14 protein-coding genes and 1 pseudogene are annotated in these 19,942 nt (G+C 57.4%); 10 read left to right on the top strand and 5 right to left on the bottom strand.

Going from position 1 to position 19,942, the window contains the following annotated elements; genetic code table 11:
- Positions 1 to 75 precede the first annotated feature (75 nt).
- Together HB680_RS21415 and HB680_RS21420 are read right to left on the bottom strand one after the other, a co-directional pair.
- Complete coding sequence (locus HB680_RS21415; RefSeq protein WP_213940493.1) at positions 76 to 1,377, bottom strand: ATP-binding protein; 1,302 nt, start codon at positions 1,375 to 1,377, stop codon at positions 76 to 78.
- Between the two features lie 4 nt (positions 1,378 to 1,381).
- Entirely contained in the window at positions 1,382 to 2,083 is a 702-nt protein-coding gene (locus HB680_RS21420) for a response regulator transcription factor (protein WP_149661758.1), read from the bottom strand.
- Positions 2,084 to 2,350: 267 nt separating this feature from the next.
- Here HB680_RS21420 and HB680_RS21425 point away from each other — a divergent pair, with 267 nt between their 5' ends.
- From HB680_RS21425 to HB680_RS21450, 6 genes are all read left to right on the top strand, one after another.
- Complete coding sequence (locus HB680_RS21425) at positions 2,351 to 3,508, top strand: efflux RND transporter periplasmic adaptor subunit (protein WP_213940494.1); 1,158 nt, start codon at positions 2,351 to 2,353, stop codon at positions 3,506 to 3,508.
- Positions 3,509 to 3,523: 15 nt separating this feature from the next.
- On the top strand, positions 3,524 to 6,622 hold the full coding sequence (locus HB680_RS21430) for an efflux RND transporter permease subunit (RefSeq protein WP_213940495.1): 3,099 nt from the start codon (positions 3,524 to 3,526) through the stop codon (positions 6,620 to 6,622).
- A 177-nt stretch (positions 6,623 to 6,799) separates the two neighbouring features.
- Positions 6,800 to 7,441, top strand: a complete 642-nt coding sequence (locus HB680_RS21435) for a DUF1345 domain-containing protein (protein ID WP_213940496.1) — start codon at positions 6,800 to 6,802, stop codon at positions 7,439 to 7,441.
- A 76-nt stretch (positions 7,442 to 7,517) separates the two neighbouring features.
- Positions 7,518 to 8,357, top strand: a complete 840-nt coding sequence (locus HB680_RS21440; RefSeq protein ID WP_213940497.1) for an AraC family transcriptional regulator — start codon at positions 7,518 to 7,520, stop codon at positions 8,355 to 8,357.
- A 52-nt stretch (positions 8,358 to 8,409) separates the two neighbouring features.
- Positions 8,410 to 9,027, top strand: a complete 618-nt coding sequence (locus HB680_RS21445; protein WP_213940594.1) for a LysE family translocator — start codon at positions 8,410 to 8,412, stop codon at positions 9,025 to 9,027.
- Positions 9,028 to 9,235: 208 nt separating this feature from the next.
- On the top strand, positions 9,236 to 9,688 hold the full coding sequence (locus tag HB680_RS21450) for a hypothetical protein (protein ID WP_213940498.1): 453 nt from the start codon (positions 9,236 to 9,238) through the stop codon (positions 9,686 to 9,688).
- Positions 9,689 to 9,780: 92 nt separating this feature from the next.
- Here the strand turns inward: HB680_RS21450 and HB680_RS21455 are convergent, their stop codons facing one another.
- The 3 genes from HB680_RS21455 to HB680_RS21465 all read right to left on the bottom strand — a co-directional run bounded on the left by HB680_RS21455 (position 9,781) and on the right by HB680_RS21465 (position 15,340).
- Complete coding sequence (locus HB680_RS21455) at positions 9,781 to 12,147, bottom strand: autotransporter outer membrane beta-barrel domain-containing protein (RefSeq protein WP_213940499.1); 2,367 nt, start codon at positions 12,145 to 12,147, stop codon at positions 9,781 to 9,783.
- A gap of 236 nt (positions 12,148 to 12,383) precedes the next feature.
- Positions 12,384 to 14,402 (bottom strand): hypothetical protein, encoded by a 2,019-nt coding sequence (locus HB680_RS21460; RefSeq protein WP_213940500.1) that lies wholly within the window; start codon positions 14,400 to 14,402, stop codon positions 12,384 to 12,386.
- A gap of 116 nt (positions 14,403 to 14,518) precedes the next feature.
- Positions 14,519 to 15,340, bottom strand: a complete 822-nt coding sequence (locus HB680_RS21465; protein WP_213940501.1) for a hypothetical protein — start codon at positions 15,338 to 15,340, stop codon at positions 14,519 to 14,521.
- 242 nt (positions 15,341 to 15,582) lie between these two features.
- Between HB680_RS21465 and HB680_RS21470 the strand changes: the two genes are divergently transcribed.
- From HB680_RS21470 to HB680_RS21485, 4 genes and pseudogenes are all read left to right on the top strand, one after another.
- Complete coding sequence (locus HB680_RS21470; protein WP_346657414.1) at positions 15,583 to 16,608, top strand: LacI family DNA-binding transcriptional regulator; 1,026 nt, start codon at positions 15,583 to 15,585, stop codon at positions 16,606 to 16,608.
- A 169-nt stretch (positions 16,609 to 16,777) separates the two neighbouring features.
- Positions 16,778 to 17,560, top strand: a complete 783-nt coding sequence (locus tag HB680_RS21475) for a TIM barrel protein (RefSeq protein WP_213940503.1) — start codon at positions 16,778 to 16,780, stop codon at positions 17,558 to 17,560.
- Positions 17,553 to 18,598: pseudogene (locus HB680_RS21480) on the top strand (sugar kinase). Before HB680_RS21475 ends, HB680_RS21480 begins: the two are co-directional and overlap by 8 nt.
- 45 nt (positions 18,599 to 18,643) lie before the next feature.
- Entirely contained in the window at positions 18,644 to 19,942 is a 1,299-nt protein-coding gene (locus tag HB680_RS21485; RefSeq protein ID WP_213940505.1) for an MFS transporter, read from the top strand.

Below are 19,942 nucleotides of genomic sequence, written 5' to 3' on the forward strand. Positions count from 1 at the left end.
CTTCGCAGCCGAACGCAGCCTCGTACCTCGGCAGCTGCTACAAGCCGAACGCATGCTGCTACAGAGCGCCATGCTTCACCCCGGTGTCGGCAACCATAGTCGGAACCGCGCCCCACCCAACGGCGATGCTTCAACCGTCAACGTCCCACCCTGCGCTTCCAGGGCGCGGCGGCTGATGGCCAGCCCTAACCCGAATCCACCAGTCGCGCGATCCCGACTCCGATCCAGCCGATAAAACGGCTCGAATATCCGCTCCCGCTCGTCATCCGGAATACCGATCCCGTCATCATCCACCCAGATCTCACAACCTTTCTGGCACACCTGCACGCCAATCTGAATGCGTTTCTCGCAGTAGCGCATCGCATTGCGCAGCAGGTTCTGCAACGCGCGCGCTGTCAAACGCGGGTCGAGGGTGAAGCGCTCTAGCTGACCATGCAACAGCACATCAATCACGATTTCCGGCGATTCCAGTTCTTCATCAACACTGCCCAGAATGCTGTCGATGAACTCATCCAGCGACACTTCAACCCGTTCCGGCAACCGCGCCGGATTCTGCAAACGGCTGTAGGACAGCAATTCCAGCACCAATTCATCCAGCTCACGAATGTGCGCCACCAAACCTTGCAGGCGTTCGCGGCTCGGCGCCGGCATGTCATCGGACAGCGCCAGGGCCAGGCCGAAATCCAGGCGGGTCAGCGGCGTACGCAGTTCGTGGGACACGGCGTTGAGCAAGTCCCGTTGCTGGTTCAGCAGGTTTTCGATGTCGCCGGCCATGGTGTCGAAGACGTTGGCCAAGCTGCCGATGTTTGAGCTTTGGGAGATCTGCGTGCGTTCGCTCAAGTGGCCCTTACCGAAGCGCTCGGCCGTGCCTTTGAGGCGTTCGAGATCGCGCCAGTGCGGTCGCAGCCACAACAAGAGGCACGCGAGCATGGTCGCGCCGATCAGCACGTTGATGCTCCAGTACAACAGATTGACGTCCATCGGGTCCGGCGGCACCACCATTTGCACCACCGTCCGCTCGTTCAACGGTGCCACCGCCAGGGTGCGCCAGCCCCAATCGCCGATGCGCACGACATTCTCACCGCGCTGCAATCGTTCACGCTCATCGAGGGTGAACTCGGCGTCATTGTTGCCGGACAGCACGATGTGCAGCGGCTGGAATTCCTTGTCCATTTCCGCCGCCAACGCCGGCCACTGCGCCTCTGGCACGCCGTGAAACTGTTTGACGATCAGGGTTTGCAAGCCACGGGAATAATCGAGGTTGTAGGTGACAAAGCGTTCATGGAACAGCTTGATCACCACGTCCGGCACCAGGTAGATCGCCGCGCTGTACGAGACGATCGTCACCAGGTACAGGCGAAAGAGGAGTCTGAACATCGGCTCAACATTCCCACTCGGAGCGGCTGAACAGGTAACCCTTGCCCCACACTGTCTTGATCTTGCGCGCCTCGCCGGCGTGGTCGTCGAACTTGCGTCGCAGCTTGGAAATCGCCACGTCCACCGAGCGGTCGGTGCCGTTGAACTCGATGCCGCGCAGGCGTTGCAGGATCTGGTCGCGGCTCAGCACTTCCCCGGCATGCCGGGCCAGCACCACCAGCAGGTTGTATTCGCCGCTGGACAGTTCCACCAATTGCTCGCGCCAGGTCACGGTTCGCTCGGACAGGTCGATACAGAGGTTGCCCATCAGGATGCGATCGTTGGCGGTCTGCGGTTCGCCGAGGCTGCTACGGCGCAACAACGTGCGTACCCGAGCCAGCAGAACGCGGGGCTCGCAGGGTTTGGTCACGTAGTCGTCGGCGCCCATTTCCAGGCCCAACACCTGGTCGTGGCTGTCGTCCCGGGCGGTGAGCATCAGGATCGGCAGCGTGGCCGAGTCGGCCCTGAGCAAGCGACAGACTTGCAGGCCGTCGAGCCCCGGCAGCATCAGGTCGAGGATTACCAGGTCCGGCGGATTGACACGCGCGCGTTCGCGCACATGATCGCCGCGACTGATCACGCTGACGCAATAGCCGTTGCGTTCCAGATAGCTGGCGATCAGTTCGGAGAGCGCGGTGTCGTCTTCGACCAGGAGGATGTTGGGCATGGGGTGTTTCCAGAAAGTGCGGTGGCGTTTGGTCGACCGCTTTCGCGAGCAAGCCCGCTCCCACAGGGGAATGCATTTCAAATGTGGGAGCGGGCTTGCTCGCGAAGGCAGCCTGGCAGTCGCAAAAGTAATCAGGCGGCAAAGGATATACGCCCTCGTACGTCTAAGAGTAAAACCCTTACACAATTTCACACAGCACCTACAAAGCTTCACCGCTACTCTCGTCGCCTCCCCGTAGGATGCCGGGGTCATTATTGGGGTATTTACATGTCAAAGAATCTGCTTGCCACGCTCAGCCTGCTTGCACTGGCGTTGACACTGAGCGCTTGTGACAAGTCCTCGACCGCCGAAGAAGCGGCGCCGCTGGCCACAGTGCGGGTCGAAACCATCGAAGCGCGGCCGCTGTCGATCTCCAGCGAACTGAGCGGGCGCATCGCCGCGCCACGGATTGCCGAAGTCCGCGCCCGGGTGGCCGGCGTGGTGTTGCAACGCACTTTCCGCGAAGGCAGCGACGTGAAACAGGGCGACGTGCTGTTCCGCATCGACCCGGCGCCATTCAAGGCCGACCTCGACAGTGCCGAAGCCGCGTTGCGCAAGGCCGAGGCCAATGCGTTCCAGGCCAAACTGCAAGAGCAGCGTTATTCGCAGTTGATCGAAGGCAACGCCATCAGCGGCCAGGACTACGACAATGCCCGGGCCAATGCCCGCCAAACCGCCGCTGATGTGGCCGCCAATAAAGCCGCCGTGGCCCGGGCCAAGCTGAACCTGGGTTACGCCACGGTGACTGCGCCGATTTCCGGGCGCGTCGGTCGTGCCCTTGTCACCGAAGGTGCGCTGGTCGGGCAGAACGAAACCACCCCGTTGGCGTTGATCCAGCAACTGAACCCGATCCACGCCGACCTGACCCAGTCGACCCGGGAACTCAACGACCTGCGTCGGGCGTTTCGCTCCGGGCAATTGCAGCAGGTCGGCCAAGGCCAGGCCAAAGCCACGTTGATTCAGGATGACGGCAGCCTGTATCCGCTGCCGGGCAAACTGTTGTTCACCGACATCACGGTCGATCCGGGCACCGGCCAGATCATCCTGCGCAGCGAATTCCCCAACCCGGACCTCGACTTGCTGCCCGGCAGCTTTGTGCGGGTACGCATTGAACAAGCCGTCGACCAGCAAGGCATCAGCGTGCCGCAACGGGCGATTCAGCGTGACAGCGCCGGGGTCGCCCAAGTGCTGCTGCTCGACGCCGAGCAGCGGATCGGCCAGCAACCGGTGCAACTGGGCGCGGTGCAGAACGATCGCTGGATCGTCACCAGCGGCCTCAAACCCGGCGACCGCATCGTCACCGAAGGCCTGCAACACGCGAAGCCCGGCGAAAAAGTCCAGATCGACGATACCCCTCTTCCACTTGCCCAGGTTTCTGGTCAGTAAGCAGGACGCTTTTATATGCCGCAGTTCTTTATCGACCGCCCGGTGTTTGCCTGGGTGGTCGCGTTGTTCATCCTGCTGGCCGGTGCCCTGGCCATTCCACAGTTACCGGTGGCGCAGTACCCCGACGTCGCGCCGCCGCAGATCGAAATCAATGCGACGTACCCGGGCGCCTCGGCGCAAACCATCGACGAAAGTGTGGTCAGCCTGATCGAGGAAGAGCTCAACGGCGCCGATCACCTGCTGTATTTCGAATCCCAGAGCAGCCTTGGCAGCGCCACGATCAAGGCCACGTTTCAACCGGGCACCAACCCGGAATTGGCTCAGGTGGACGTGCAAAACCGCCTCAAAGTCATCGAGTCACGCCTGCCCCAAGCGGTGAACCAGCAAGGGTTGTCGGTGGAGAAAGTCTCCTCCGGTTTCCTGCTGCTGATCACCCTGACCTCCAGTGACGGCAAGCTCGACGACGTGGCGCTCAGCGATTACCTGGCGCGCAACGTGATGAACGAAATCAAGCGTCTGGACGGCGTTGGCAAAGCGCAACTGTACGGCGCCGAGCGGGCCATGCGGATCTGGATCGACCCGCGCAAGCTGATCGGCTTCAACCTCACACCCGCCGATGTCAACGCCGCCATCGTCGCGCAGAACGCCCAAGTGTCCGCCGGCAGCATCGGCGACTTGCCAACCCGCAGCACCCAGGAAATCACTGCGACCATCGTGGTGAAGGGCCAGTTGTCGACGCCGGAAGAATTCGCCGATATCGTGCTCAAGGCCAACCCCGACGGTTCCACGGTGCGCATCAAAGACGTGGCACGGGTCGAGATCGGCAGTCAGGAATACCAGTTCGGCACGCGCTTGAACGGCAAGCCGTCCACCGCCGTCGGCGTGCAACTGTCGCCGGGGGCCAACGCCCTGAGCACCGCCACCGCCGTGCGGGCGAAGATGGATGAACTGGCGCGCTACTTCCCGGCTAACGTGGAATACAAGATCCCATACGACACTTCGCCGTTCGTGAAGGTCTCGATCACCAAAGTGGTCTACACCCTCGGCGAGGCGATGTTGCTGGTGTTTGCGGTGATGTTCCTGTTCCTGCAAAACATCCGCTATACGCTAATCCCGACGCTGGTGGTGCCGGTGGCGCTGATGGGTACCTTTGCGACCATGCTCGCGCTGGGTTTTTCGATCAACGTGCTGACCATGTTCGGCATGGTGCTGGCCATCGGCATTCTGGTGGACGACGCGATTGTGGTGGTGGAGAACGTCGAGCGGATCATGGTCACCGAGGGCCTGTCGCCCAAGGAAGCCACGCGCAAGGCAATGAAGCAGATCACCGGCGCAATCATCGGCATCACCCTGGTGCTGGTGGCGGTGTTTATTCCGATGGCGTTCATGCAGGGTTCGGTCGGGGTCATCTACAAGCAGTTCTCGCTGTCGATGGCCACCTCGATCCTGTTCTCGGCGTTTCTCGCCCTGACCTTGACCCCGGCACTTTGCGCCACATTGCTCAAGCCGATCGCCAAAGGCGAGCATCACGAAAAGGCTGGTTTCTTCGGCTGGTTTAACCGCCGTTTCGAACAACTGACCGTGCGTTACCAAGGCTGGGTCGCCTATGCGCTGAAACGCACCGGGCGTTACCTGCTGATCTACGGTGTGCTGCTGATCGGGCTGGGCCTGTGTTTCAGCCGCTTGCCCTCCTCGTTCCTGCCGGTGGAAGACCAGGGTTACACCATCACCGACATTCAACTGCCACCGGGTGCGAGCAAGAACCGCACGGTGCAAGTGGTCGAGCAGATCGAAAAACATAACGCCAAGGAACCCGGCGTCGGCGACAGCACGGTGATTCTCGGCTTCAGCTTCTCCGGCAGCGGGCAGAACGCAGCGTTGGCGTTTACCACGCTGAAGGATTGGTCCGAGCGCAGCAGCGACGATTCGGCGATGTCGATTGCCGACCGCGCCAACATCGCCCTGAGCCAGATCAAGGATGCGATGGTGTTTGCCGTGTTGCCGCCGCCGGTTGACGGCCTCGGCACCTCCAGCGGTTTCGAATTCCGCTTGCAGGATCGCGGCGGCCTCGGCCATGCCACGTTGATGGAGGCCCGCACGCAGTTGCTGGCGGCGGCCGAGAAAAGTCCGATCCTGATGAACGTACGCGAAAGCGCCCTGGCCGAAGCGCCGCAGGTGCAACTGGAAGTCGACCGTAAACAGGCCAACGCACTGGGGGTTTCGTTTGCCGATGTCGGTAGCGTGTTGTCCACGGCGGTCGGTTCGGCCTACATCAACGATTTCCCCAATCAGGGGCGGATGCAGCGCGTCGTCGTTCAGGCTGAAGGCGACCAGCGCAGTCAGGTCGAAGATCTGCTGAAGATTCACGTGCGCAACAACGCCGGGAACATGGTGCCGCTGTCGGCTTTTGTCCAGGCCAAATGGACTCAGGGCCCGGCGCAGTTGACCCGCTATAACGGCTATCCGGCCATCAGTATTTCCGGTGAACCCAAACCGGGGCACAGCACCGGCGAAGCCATGGCGGAAATTGAACGTTTGGTGGCGCAAGGCCCGGCGGGATTGGGCCAGGAATGGACCGGGTTGTCGTTGCAGGAGCGTTTGTCCGGCAGTCAGGCGCCGATTCTGCTCGGTTTATCGCTGCTGATCGTGTTCCTGTGCCTGGCGGCGTTGTATGAGAGCTGGTCGATTCCGACGTCGGTGCTGCTGGTGGTGCCGCTCGGCGTATTGGGCGCGGTACTGGCCGTTACGCTACGCGGAATGCCCAACGACGTGTTCTTCAAGGTCGGGTTGATCACCATCATCGGTTTGTCAGCGAAGAACGCGATCCTGATCATCGAATTCGCCAAGAGTCTGTACGACGAAGGCCACGACCTGATCGACGCCACCCTGCAAGCCGCGCGTCTGCGGTTGCGGCCGATTGTCATGACGTCGCTGGCGTTCATCCTCGGCGTAGTGCCGTTGGCGATTGCGACTGGCGCCAGTTCGGCCAGCCAACAGGCGATCGGCACCGGCGTGATTGGCGGGATGATCACCGCGACCCTGGCGGTACTGTTTGTGCCGGTGTTTTTTGTGGTGGTGATGAAACTGGTGCGCAAGCGCCACAAAGACACCTGACCCAACACTCCCGGGAATGTGAACCCATTCCCCTGTAGGAGCTGCCGAAGGCTGCGATCTTTTGATCTTGATCTTGAAAATCAAAGTCCAAATCAAAAGATCGCAGCCTTCGGCAGCTCCTACAAAAGCCCCGTCACCTGAGCTATGGTGGGTGCAATCCTGCTTCTGTGAGTTCTCATGCCCCTCCTCGCCCGCACCCACCCTCGCCTGTCTGCCGCTGCCACGCTCGGCATCGCGGTGGGCATTCTGGCTCCGGCCGATTCGATCATCAGCAAAATCCTCATCGGCTGGAACGCCGGGGTCTGGACTTACCTGATCCTGATGTTCTGGCTCGCGGCCCGGGCCAAGGCCCCGGACGTAAAGCGCATTGCCGAGGTCGAAGACGAAAACGCCGGGTTGGTGCTGTTTGTGGTGTGCATCGCCGCGCTGGCCAGCCTCGCGACCATCACTTTCGAACTCGCCGGCAGTAAAGACCTGGAAACCTCGCGCAAGCTGCTGCATTACGCCTTTACGGCGGCAACGGTGATCGGCTCATGGCTGCTGATCGGGGTGATTTTCTGCGTGCACTACGCGCGCTTGTTTTACACCTGGGATGGCAAGGAGCCGGCGCTTCGCTTCGCCGAAGGCCTGACAACGCCTAACTATTGGGACTTCCTGTACTTCTCGTTCACCATCGGCGTAGCGGTGCAAACGGCGGATGTCGGCGTGGCCACCCGGGGCATTCGCAAGATTGTGCTGGCGCAGTCGCTGATCGGTTTCTTGTTCAACACGGCAATTCTCGGGTTTTCGATCAACATCGCCGCCGGACTGTTCAGTTAAACGCTGCACAAACGTTCTAGGCAGCCACCGCGTCACAGGCGTTAAATAAGTCGGCAATCCGTCTCACAGGTGCAGCATGAGCCCGCATAACTGGATCGACCTGGCCCAGGACGCCGACACCGGCATCGAAACCCTGCGCGCGCATTTCGAGGGCCACGCCTACGACCCGCACTGGCACGACAGCTATCTGGTGGGCGTCACCGAGCAAGGCGTGCAGCAATTCAACTGCCGCCGAGCCCGGCATCAAAGCACGCCGGGCAAAGTGTTCCTGCTGGAGCCCGGCGATATCCACGACGGCGAAGCGCCCACCGAGGATGGCTTCACCTACCGCATGCTGTACCTCGACCCGCAATGGCTGGAACGGGAATTGGCGACGCTGTTCGAGGACGCCCCGCTCAACAGCCAACTGAGTTTCGCCAACACCCTGACCAGCGACCCGCAACTGGCCCAGGCCACCAGCCTGGCGTTCCAGACCTTGCACAGTGGCGAACTGAAGATCGTGCGCCAGACCGCCCTCGACGGCTTGCTCGAACGCCTCACCAGCCATTTGCACTGGCGCACCCGCTACCGCGAAGACCCGCGCCTGCCGCTGGTGGCGCAAAAGGCCCGGGAATATCTGCACGCCAACGCGCACTTCGACATCGGCCTCGACCAACTGGCCGCCGCGACTGGCGTCGATCGCTTCCGTCTGACCCGTGCGTTCAAAGCCGCCTATGGTCTGGCGCCCCATGCCTATCTGGTGCAACTGCGCCTGTCCAAGGCCCGGCGCCTGCTTGCCAGCGGCGCGCAACCCGCTGCGGTGGCCATGGAGTTGGGATTCGCCGATCAGAGTCACCTGGGGCGCTGGTTTGTCCGGGCTTATGGGTTGACGCCAGCGATGTACCGCAAGCGCTGCTCAAATCTTCCAGACGCGTGACCCTCGGCTTGTGAAGATCGAAGCCATCGATCATTCACTGGAGCCAAAGGTCATGTTGTCCACCTTCCCCACCCTGTTACCGTTTTTGTTGTTTGCGTTTGTCGCGTCCATTACGCCGGGGCCGACCAATATTCTGGTGCTCAGCAATAGCGCTCGTTATGGATTCAGGGCTGCGTTGCCGATTGTTTTTGGTGCGTGCGCCGGTGCGGCGACCCTCATTTTGCTGGTGGGATGTGGACTCGGAGATACGTTCAATCGATTTCCTTTGCTGCGTAGTTTCCTGCAATGGGGAGGCGTGGTTTGGTTGAGCTACCTGGCCTGGAAAATCTATCAGGCACCTGCCAAGGCCTTTGAGTTCGACACCCAAGCCAGCAATGATCCGCGCTTGGGTTTATGGGGCGCTGCCTGCCTGCAATTGATCAATCCCAAAACATGGACAATGGCACTGGCGGTGGTGAGTGTGTTTGCCGTGAGAGGGGATCAACAGATGATCCATACGCTGTTCTTATCGATATTGTTTTTCTTGGTTTCCATTCCTTGCCTCGGACTATGGGCAGGCTTGGGCAGTGGTTCAATTCGGCTTCTTGAGTCACCCAAAGCCCTTCGTCGCCTCAATCGCTGTCTAGCTTTATTGCTGCTGGGATCTGCCTGGCTCAGCGTGATCGTATGATTTCGATAAAACGCTTATTTCATATAAATTATTGCTATTAAACGACGCTCTGAACACAAAGCAAGTTTCACAAATATATAGGCCTGTAAACTGTAAACTATGACAGTTTACAGCCTCCTTGAATCGCGATTTGATGGACTACCCATAGCTCGGAGAGAACTCTGGGGCCACCGTTCCTCTTGCGATATTCATTGTGGAGATTCTATTCATGAGCGCAGCACAGAAACTAGACTTTTCTCAAGCACGGAAATCCGTGATCAATAACTCCTTCAGCGCATCGATCGACAGAAACATACCGATCCATTTTAATGCGACTTTCTCCCGGATCGATTACCCCCAGGAAGGTGAACCTCCGCGCTGGACCATTGAGGCGCGTTACCGAGACAGTCAGAGCAATCATATCAAGTCGATTCGAATCATCTTCTTCAAAGACCCTGTTGAGGATGCGCCTCACAAAGTGACGGATGACTTCAAGATCATTTACGCCAACACGGAAGAAGACCCGCCATCAGAGTACTCGGCAACATTAGCGATGATTTCCATTTCATTCAACTCCGCCAACCAGACCATCAAAGGCGAAATCAGTGCAAAGGTCACGGACGGACTGGTCGATCCGAAGTTTCATGACGTTAATGCTGAATTCGATCTTGTAGCGCAGTAGTAAACCAACCTTGATCAAGCTTCCATGGAGTAACGGCTCATAAAAAAGGAAGCGTAAGCTTCCTTTTTTATATTGCGGCGCGAGTCAATCAACTAGAAGTTAACACTGAAGCCAGCACTGACATTGTAGTCTTGATTAACTGTTTTACTTCGGCTCGACCCACCCTCGACGAACAGTTGAACTCCTCGCGGCAACGCCCAATTGACGCCTCCCGCCCATTCCACACTGGTCGTCGAGCTGTCGTTATTAAAATTGCTATCGTTGACGCTAACTTCGTTGTTTTTTATGAACTCATGGCCAACAGCGACGCGCAGGCGAGGTTGTAATTTCTGACCGTTACCCAGGTCGATCTCTCTGCCCGCATACAACCCACCCTTCGCTACCAGTGAACGAGTCAACTCACTGTCCACATCAAGACCATTGTCCAGCGTGTAGTGATCGCCCGACACAACGGCGGCGCTCACTTGGGCAAAGGGAGCCCAAAAGAATCCATTGCCGAACTCGCTTTGCTTACCGATTTCGAGTGACCCGCTCAGGCCATAGTTATCGTAGCCGCCTCGAGTACGAACGCCATCACTCATGCTGACTTTGAGATCATTGTCGAAGCGATTGATTTTAGTAACGGCATCCACGTAAAAACCGCTTTGAGCGTCAAATTTTGTAGCGTATGCGCCTACAGAATAACTATCGACCGTACCTGAACTGCCACGCTTCAAGTCCAGGCTGGTTTTGCTGTAGCCGACCATTCCGCCGACCAACCAGTCACTGTCTCCCAACGCTGTATCGGCCCCGATGACTAGCCCCTGCTGGGTCTGACTGTAACCATCGCCATATGCATTCTCGACGCTATATCGATTGCCGTAAGTTCGAGTCCACAACCCTGGTTTTGCGCCGGTCAGGCGACGGTCCCCCATACGTGTGTTGAGCAAGGTGTTTTCGGCGTAAATGATGGTTGGCGCGGTATTGGCGATGGCCAGAACCGATTGAGTACTGGTGCTGACCTGAGCATCTGGTCGCAGAAACCAACCATTATCGTCTTCGAACAGCTTGTAGGTGAATGCACCCGCATCAACGGCATTGCGTAACGAAAATCGAGCATCGCCGCTGGCGACTTTTACGACCTGGATCGGTTGATCGTCAGCCGGCTTGCTCCCGGTAGCGCTGACCGACAATTCATGGGTGCCGGTGGCTGTTCCCGTGACATTCAAGAAGTCGGTCTGACGGCTGCCAAAATCGGTAGCCATGGAAAAGGTGCCATTGCCCGACAAGTTGACGACGTCAAGTTTGTAGAAAGTGGGCCCAGGCGCAAGGTCTACCGTGCCTCCCGCCAAGGTAAGGTTGTTCACTGTGTTACTGCCAGTCATCACCCACGTCGAATGATTGATAGCAAAGTCAGTGACGTTTTCCACGCCTCCGGTGAACACCGATCCATTGTCGAGTACCACGCGCGCGCTCCCTGCGGGGTCACCTTTGAAGTTCCCGTTGAATGCACTTTGATTGTCGAGCCTCAGATCGGCGACGTTGAGCAAGTCACCTGTCAGTGATGCGTTATTGCGCAATAACACGTTTGTAGGACTGCCGGACTCGACATCCACGTTGCCCTGCAGCGAGCTGTTATCCACGGTGAAGTTCACCGCAGCCCCCCCGGCCACCTCCAGAATCGTACCGTTGCCGCCTTTGAGGGTCGAACCGTTGCGCGCCTCGATAATCAGCGGGCCCAATGGATTGTTTTCCAGGTCGGCAATGATTGCCGATCCGGTTTTTCCTTCAACGCTCGAGTTGTCCAGAACCAGTTTGCTGACCTGCTCGTTGTCGCCATCAGGCTGGAACGTCACGCCGTTAAGGCCGCCGATGATTTTTGACCCTGCACTTGCATTCGCCTGGCCGCCCAACAAACCAAGTCCAAAACTTGAAGCACCTGTGCCTTCGATCGTCGTATTGCTTAAGTTCAGCGTGCTAAAGGCAGTCACCACAGCCCCCCCGGAGGTCCCTTGGACGGTACTGTCCAAGAGCGTTACCAGTGAACCTGTTTCGGTCGAGGTGAAACGCACTGCCTGCAAGCCAAACTGGAGTCCTGAAACGGTGCTATTTGAAATATTCGCGTTGCTATTAGCCAGCGTCAACGTCGTGAATCCCTCCGTGCCGGTGACTGTCGCACCGTCAAGGTTAACTGTGCCACCGTTGGCCGCCTCAATTTGCCGGGTCTGGCCACCATTTACATTCAGCGTGCCACCCTCGATTGTAATGTCCAGCGTCTGCGCCCCATTGACCGTTAGCGTTGCGTCGGGAGAAATCTGCCAGCTTTCTACAGTCGGCGAAGGTGAAATGCTTTCAGTTTCACCTGGATTTAGAAATCGGGCTTGTGCTTGGGGCAACACCAAAAAAAGGACGGCAAATGACGGATACCGCCATTTGGTGTCCTTCGTTAACTGCAATAAGGGGAGCCTGTTTTTCCACATGTTAAATCACCGCAACTGTCGATTTTTGAAATGGGCCGGCTTGACGAACTCCCTAGGAAAGGTCTCACCAGAGGGCGGCTAGCCTATCGATTGCAATGAGGACCGAATGTAGGAAAAATCTGCCACTTCGGTGGAATTTGGTGTTTTGATTAGTAGGAAAAATCGCCCGACACGTGCGTGAGTACGCCACGACAACGTCGTCAACTCGTTGCCGTGGCAAACACATCCCAATTAAACTATGCCTCTTCGCAATACTCACCGCGTGCATTGACTAGGTAGATGGAACTGATGAACTCATCAGACGGATAAAGCGTGCCATTGATATCGACCTCATACCAAACTTTCCAGTACCCGTGGTAATCGCCTGGTGGCTCAGGAATTTCAGCTGGAGGCGGTACGGGAATATTCCTGATAAACGGATCATAGGGTTGAAGCACCATTTCAAAACCATCGGCAGGTTCAGTTCCGATAATTTCATGCGGTGTTGACGTATATGCCGTACCGGGTGAAGTAACACTCATAGCCTCATCTCTATACCCTTGGGCACGGAGTGTAACTTTGCGCCCAAGTAACAGGTGCGTGGTGTCACCCGGGATTTTGACTACTGCTCCAAAGTTTGGCGCTGTTAGATCACTGCACAGTATTACGTTATCGTCTGGGAATTCCCGCTCGATCGATGGCGGCTCGAGCTCAATGACTATTGCATTGTTTGTTACCGGTTGAATCGGTGACGGGTTTTCGTTAACACCTCCAATGTCGGAAACAAAATACTGAAGTGCTATACCCGGTCCAAATCCAGCATTATTAATCAACACCCAAGGCAGTGGGATATCTACCGTCGTTTGGCCATCAGTTAAAAATACAGGGCCGAATCGTTGACCTGCATACTCGGCAAATATCTGTTGCCCTGCTTTAACAGGCTTATCAACATCCGTCCAGAGAGTAATGGTTACCGTTGCTTCCTTGTTATAGTCTACCGGCTCCAAGATGTCATCCACTGCGGTGCTGGTGATGTGTGGTGCATTCAGTTCGTTGTTGACGGGCGCCGGGTCTACCGGGTTCACCGGTCCTGGATAGTAAATATTTGAAAAAATATCTCTGCTTGAACGGCTAATTTCATTATTACCACGAAATAAAATGCATTCCACCTTCACAGGGACATCAGTTTCCGTATCAGGACCATCCTTATAGTAATCTGCAAAAATTTTATCAAAGGGCACCGGCGTGATCAGCGGGTCATGAGCAAGGAATGGAAAATCACCCAAATTTTCAGCATTCCACATAAACCTGACTTCATCGGTAGACAGAATTTCATCTACCCTTTTCAGTTCAATCGTAACGCCGCCCGGTTCGCGGCAATCTTTGATATCGATTAATTGATCAGTTGCATCTCGTGCCAAAGGGATAATGGGAGGTTCGAGTACGGGAAGCGGCGCAAACCTGACGCCCAACCCCTGTGCGGCTGAGAGTGCGCTTACGTTACCGGGCTCATCATTAATTATGTAATAGGCATATACAGCATCCGCACTGATCGCTCTTACGTTTACAACTGGAACCGTAAAGGTCCCGGTACCAATAGGCCCTTCCCAAAGCGGACGCTCAGGGTTGGTGAGCGAGTAAGTCCTGCTGATATAGAACCTGAGATGATCGGCAGGTAACGGATTCTGGTAGGTCATTGGAACAGTCACCACCATGCCACCCGGGTTGCGGCCAATGAAAGCATCGTCAATAAGATTGCCAGCCGATAAGGTAGGCAACGTTGCCTGTGGCGGCCGTGCTTTTGGCCCTCCCGGAGCTGCCTGATACGGAGCTCTACGGTCGATAATGACGGTCGTTGTATCTGATCTCCAGAAGTTACCAACGGCAGGTCTAGCCCGATATTCAACATCCCAACTGGTTGGGGTCGCCGGCGGATTGTCTTCGACCAGTTCGTCGGCCGGGATATAGGAAGATGTATATTCGGGAGGCCGCGAGGCTACTGGACCGGCAAAGAAAAAGAAAACTTCCTTCCAGTTTGAAGCCGCGGTGCCAGTCCTTTTAATATGGATAGAGACCCGATCATTCTCGTCCTGGATTGGCCAGATAGGAAGAATAGCTTGTAAGCGAGCACCGGCCCCGAGTTTGCTGACATACACTCGTCTGTCGGTAGCGCTAATTATATCGGGGATTCGCGGCGGGGGACCGGCCGTAACGCCACTAGACTGACTCCGATGTAACTCTCTATCAATTTCTGCCACTTCTTGCTTTGCGTTCATTACAATTCTCCATCACCATTACATTAATAAAACTTTAATATTGTTTGCCTTGCAAACAAATACCATGCCGATAACTACGGCACATTTTCAGCTACAGCAGTTGCCAACCTCAACTATCAGGAAGGTCCGCACGGCACTCCTGACTGCATACGATCAATCTTTACAATCGCTTGCGGGGCTTCACCAATAAATACTCCTCTTCTCCGGATTTTATAGGACACCCCCATGGAATCGTTATCAATCATTGGCCGTACATACGGAATGAAGGGGATAGGCGTGGGTTCGAATCCGTCCGCATTTCTTGCATCCGCATCAGTCAATATATAAGTGAACTCGCCTTGAGTGCCTTCAATTAAATATTCTTCACCACCATTCAATGAGGTGTAGCCTCGACTGAAGTAAACACACTCATCGCCGCCCTGCAAACTTTGAAAAGGGATATTTAGATAAACACCGAACCAGATTGGCCGCTTAGTTTCACAGTTCAAATATCCCCAAAGTGTTGCATCGGGGAAACGCGCCTGCAATAGGCTGGGCAATGGAATAACACTGTGATCAATAGTCAGCTTTTTTTCTACCGATAAAAGCGGGTTCCCCGGTATAGCACGCACTCTATACCAAAGATATGCAACACCATCGTCCTGGAGCAAAATGACATCGATTGGAATCAGAAACTCAGTATCGGTAATCGGCCCATTTTTCCGCTCTTGGAAGATCGTGGTTGTTATGCCATTCCGTCGCCAGTAGACGGTTAACTCATCTGTTTCGCCAAGTTCATCGGCATATATAGGCCACCTTTTAATTCTTGCCTGCCCGCCATTCAAAAGCACTTCCGCTGGAAGTTTTCCGTCGGGATCGCTCTCAGGCACACCATCTACTGTAGGGGGGTCGGCAAGCAAAATACCTTCAGAGTTTTCGTTACTGTCCGAAAACGACATATTTGCCTCCTCTTGAATATATTGAGTACGGTTTCAGGTTTCTGATGAAGTAAATTAAAAGCCGAAAAAACGGCCTTTTCTACTGTCATATCTGACAGGTTTATGGACCGTTTGTCGGTTTTATCGCAGTTTTGTATGAACGACTGATGTAACAGGGCTTGACGAACAAGTAACTTTTGGCGCTCACTGAAACCGGTTTCATAAGCTTGTTTCGAAGGTATAGAAAAATAAGGTCCACCACCGTGAACGATTTCTCCGCCGCCCAGCGCAGCCGCGTCACCATGCTCGATGTCGCCGAACACGCCGGCGTGTCCAAGGCCAGCGTGTCGCGCTTTATCGGTGACGACCGCGCCCTGCTCTCCGATGCCATCGCCCAGCGCATCGAGCAGGCCATCAGCGAGTTGGGCTACCGCCCGAACCAGATGGCCCGTGGCCTTAAACGCGGGCGAACCCGCCTGATCGGCATGCTGGTGGCCGATATCCGCAACCCTTATTCGATTGCCGTGATGCATGGCGTGGAAACCGCGTGCCGTCGCCACGGCTACAGCCTGGTGGTGTGCAACACCGATCGCGATGACGAGCAGGAACGCCAGCACCTGGCGTTGCTGCGCTCGTACAACATCGAAGGTCTGATCGTGAACACCCTGGGCCATCACCGCGATGAACTGCGCGAACTGCATCGGGAAATGCCGCTGGTGTTGGTGGACCGCAAGGTCGACCAGCTCGAGAGCGACCTGGTGGGCCTGGATAATCCGGCCGCCGTTGAAATGGCCCTCGCCCATCTAGAAGAACGCGGTTACCGCGATGTGTTGCTGGTGACTGAACCGTTCGACGGCACCAGTTCGCGGATTGAGCGGGTCAGCAGTTTCAAGGCGCAGATCGAGCAGCGTTCGGCGCTGCAAGGGGCTGTCGTCGAAACCGGCAGCGACCTGACTTCACGTTTGAAAACCTTCCTCGATACACTCGGTCCGGGGCCGAAAGCGTTGTTCTGTGCCAACGGGATTGCGGCGCTGGCCAGTACCCATGCGTTGCGTGAGCTGGGCTGCCGGTTGTTCGGGGATGTGGGGTTGATTGCCCTGGATGATCTGGATTGGTATCCGTTGGTGGGCAGCGGGATCACCGCCCTCGCCCAGCCGACAGCGGAGATTGGCGCGAGTGCGTTTGAGTGTTTGCTCAAGCGCTTGCGTGGGGATGTCGGGGCGGTGCGGACCGTGGATTTTGCGGCGCGGTTGGTGGTGCGTGGGTCTACACAAGGGGATTTGCGGTGATTGTGCGGCCCTCTTCGCGAGCAAGCCCGCTCCCACATTGGATCGGCGGCGTATACAAATCCCCTGTGGGAGCGGGCTTGCTCGCGAAGGCGTCCTTGAAAACACCGCCCACTTGAATAAAACCCTTTTTTTTGAACAAAAATGAAACCGGTTTCAGAGGTAAACAACAATGAATAAACCACCCGTTTCCATCAGCCTGTCGAGCTACGGCGCCGATCTGGTGCGCCAGCGCGGCCAGGGCAGTTTCATCGACCTGTTGGCCGCCGCCGGCGCGACGCGGATTGAATGGCGCGAAGAGTTGCTGACCCACGAAGAACCGGCGCAACTGGCCGATGCCACCCAGGCTCGCGGGCTGGAAAGCGTGTACTCCTCGCCCATGGAACTGTGGCTCGCCGGTCAATCCAAGCCTAATCCTGAATTGGCGGTGGCCCTGCAACGCGCGCAAAGCTTTGGCGCCAAGTGGCTGAAAGTCTCCCTCGGTTACTTCACCGACAACAATGACCTCGACACCTTGGCTCGGCCGTTGAGCCAGAGCCCGGTGCAACTGCTGGTGGAGAACGATCAGACCTTGCACGGTGGGCACATCGAACCGTTCCAGCGGTTCTTCACTGAAGTCGAGCAACACAACCTGCCGATCAAGATGACCTTCGACATCGGCAATTGGCAATGGCAGGACCAGTCCGCTGCCAGCGCCGCGCGTTTGCTAGGTCGGCATGTCGGTTATGTGCATTGCAAGGCTGTGGCGCGTCGGGCCGACGGCAAACTGGTGGCGATGCCGCCCAGTGCCAGCGACCTGCATTTGTGGGAACAACTGCTGCGGCACATGGCCCAAGGCGTAATGCGGGCGGCGGAGTACCCGTTGCAGGGCGACGACCTGGTGCAACTGACCACCGAACACGTCGCCACCCTCGCCCGCCTCGGTCAATCACGGTTGGAGAGCACGCATGTCTGAGATCGATATTCTGTCGTTCGGCGAAACCATGGCGATGTTCGTCGCCGAGCAGAGCGGTGATCTGGCTGCGGTCGGGCAGTTTCACAAACGTATTGCCGGCGCCGACAGCAACGTAGCCATCGGCTTGTCGCGACTGGGTTTCAACGTGGCCTGGCTGAGCCGGGTCGGGGCGGATTCCCTGGGTCGCTTCGTGATCGAAACGCTGGAGAAAGAAGGCCTCGATTGCCGCAATGTAGCTATCGATCCGGCGCACCCCACCGGTTTTCAGCTCAAATCCCGCACCGACGATGGCAGCGATCCGGTGGTCGAGTATTTCCGTCGCGGTTCGGCGGCCAGTCACTTGTCGGTGCAATCGATCACCGCCGGACTGTTAAACGCTCGGCACCTGCACGCCACCGGCATTCCTCCGGCGCTGTCGGCCAGTGCCCGGGAGATGTCGTTCGAATTGATGACCCGCATGCGCGCCGCCGGGCGCAGTGTGTCCTTCGACCCGAACCTGCGCCCGAGCCTGTGGGCCAGCGAGCAGCAGATGATCACCGAGATCAACCGCCTCGCCGCCCTCGCCCACTGGGTGCTGCCAGGCTTAAGCGAAGGTCGTTTACTCACCGGTTTTGAAGACCCGGCCGACATCGCGGCGTTTTACCTCGATCAAGGGGCGGAAGCGGTGGCGATCAAGCTCGGACCGCACGGTGCCTATTACCGCACGCATCTGGATCAGGGTTTTGTCGCGGGCGTGCCGGTGGAAATCGTCGTCGACACCGTCGGTGCCGGCGATGGCTTTGCCGTCGGCATGATCAGCGCCCTGCTGGAAAACCTCAGCTTTGCCGAAGCCGTGCAGCGGGCCAACTGGATTGGCAGCCGGGCGGTGCAGAGTCGGGGGGATATGGAGGGGTTGCCCAGTCGCATCGAAATGTCGGTTGAATTTGAGGCCGCCAATCGCGAGCAAGCTCGCTCCCACAATGGTCCTGAGTCCACCGCAAATCCCCTGTGGGAGCGAGCTTGCTCGCGATGAGGCCCGCACAGTCAGTGAAGATTTAGACCGTTACCTGCTGCGACAAAAACAACAAGCTCAGGAGCACCATCATGAAAACCGCAACACTCGCCGCCCGCCGCTGGTGGTACATCATGCCTATCGTGTTTATCACCTATAGCCTGGCGTATCTGGACCGCGCCAACTACGGGTTCGCCGCCGCCTCCGGAATGGCCGAAGACCTGATGATCACGCCGGGCCTGTCATCGATGCTCGGTGCGCTGTTCTTCCTCGGCTACTTTTTCTTCCAGGTCCCGGGGGCGATTTACGCGCAGAAGCACAGCGTGAAGAAACTGATTTTCGTCAGCCTGATTCTCTGGGGCGGCCTCGCCACCCTGACCGGCATCGTCTCCAGCGCCTATTGGTTGATCGTCATCCGCTTCATGCTCGGCGTGGTCGAAGCCGCGGTGATGCCGGCGATGCTGGTTTATCTGTGCCACTGGTTCACCCGTGCCGAACGCTCACGGGCCAACACCTTCCTGATCCTCGGCAACCCGGTGACCATGCTGTGGATGTCGGTGGTCTCGGGCTACCTGGTTCAGCATTTCAGCTGGCGCTGGATGTTCATCATCGAGGGCTTGCCGGCGGTGCTCTGGGCGTTTATCTGGTGGCGCCTGGCCGACGAGCGTCCGGCCCAGGCCAAGTGGCTCAGCGACCAGGAGAAACAGGATCTGGAAAGCGCTTTGGCCGCCGAACAGGTCGGGATCAAAGCGGTGAAGAACTACGCCGAAGCCTTCCGCTCGCCGAAAGTCATTGTGCTGGCCTTGCAGTTTTTCTGCTGGAGCATTGGCGTCTACGGCTTTGTGCTGTGGTTGCCGTCGATCCTCAAGGCTGGTCTGCAGATGGACATGGTTGAAGCCGGTTGGCTCTCGGCGCTGCCGTATCTGGCGGCAGTGATCGGCATGCTCGCGGTGTCCTGGGGCTCGGACAAGTTGCAGAAGCGCAAACGCTTTGTCTGGCCGCCGCTGTTGATCGCTTCGATTGCGTTCTACGGCTCCTACGCCTTGGGCGCTGAGCATTTCTGGTGGTCCTACACCTTGCTGGTGATAGCCGGGGCTTGCATGTATGCGCCGTACGGGCCGTTCTTTGCGATCGTCCCGGAAATCCTTCCGGCCAACGTCGCCGGTGGCGCCATGGCGCTGATCAACAGCATGGGCGCGCTCGGCTCGTTTGGCGGTTCCTATTTGGTCGGTTACCTGAACAGCAGCACCGGTTCGCCCGGCGCTTCGTACCTGCTGATGAGCGGTGCATTGATGCTCTCGGTGGTGCTGACGATTTTCCTCAAGCCCGGCGCAAGTGACCGGGTCGTGGCCAAAACCGTTGCGAAACGGCCCGTGCCTGCTCACCCTTGA

Source organism: Pseudomonas sp. dw_612, assembly GCF_018449725.1.
GTDB lineage: Bacteria > Pseudomonadota > Gammaproteobacteria > Pseudomonadales > Pseudomonadaceae > Aquipseudomonas.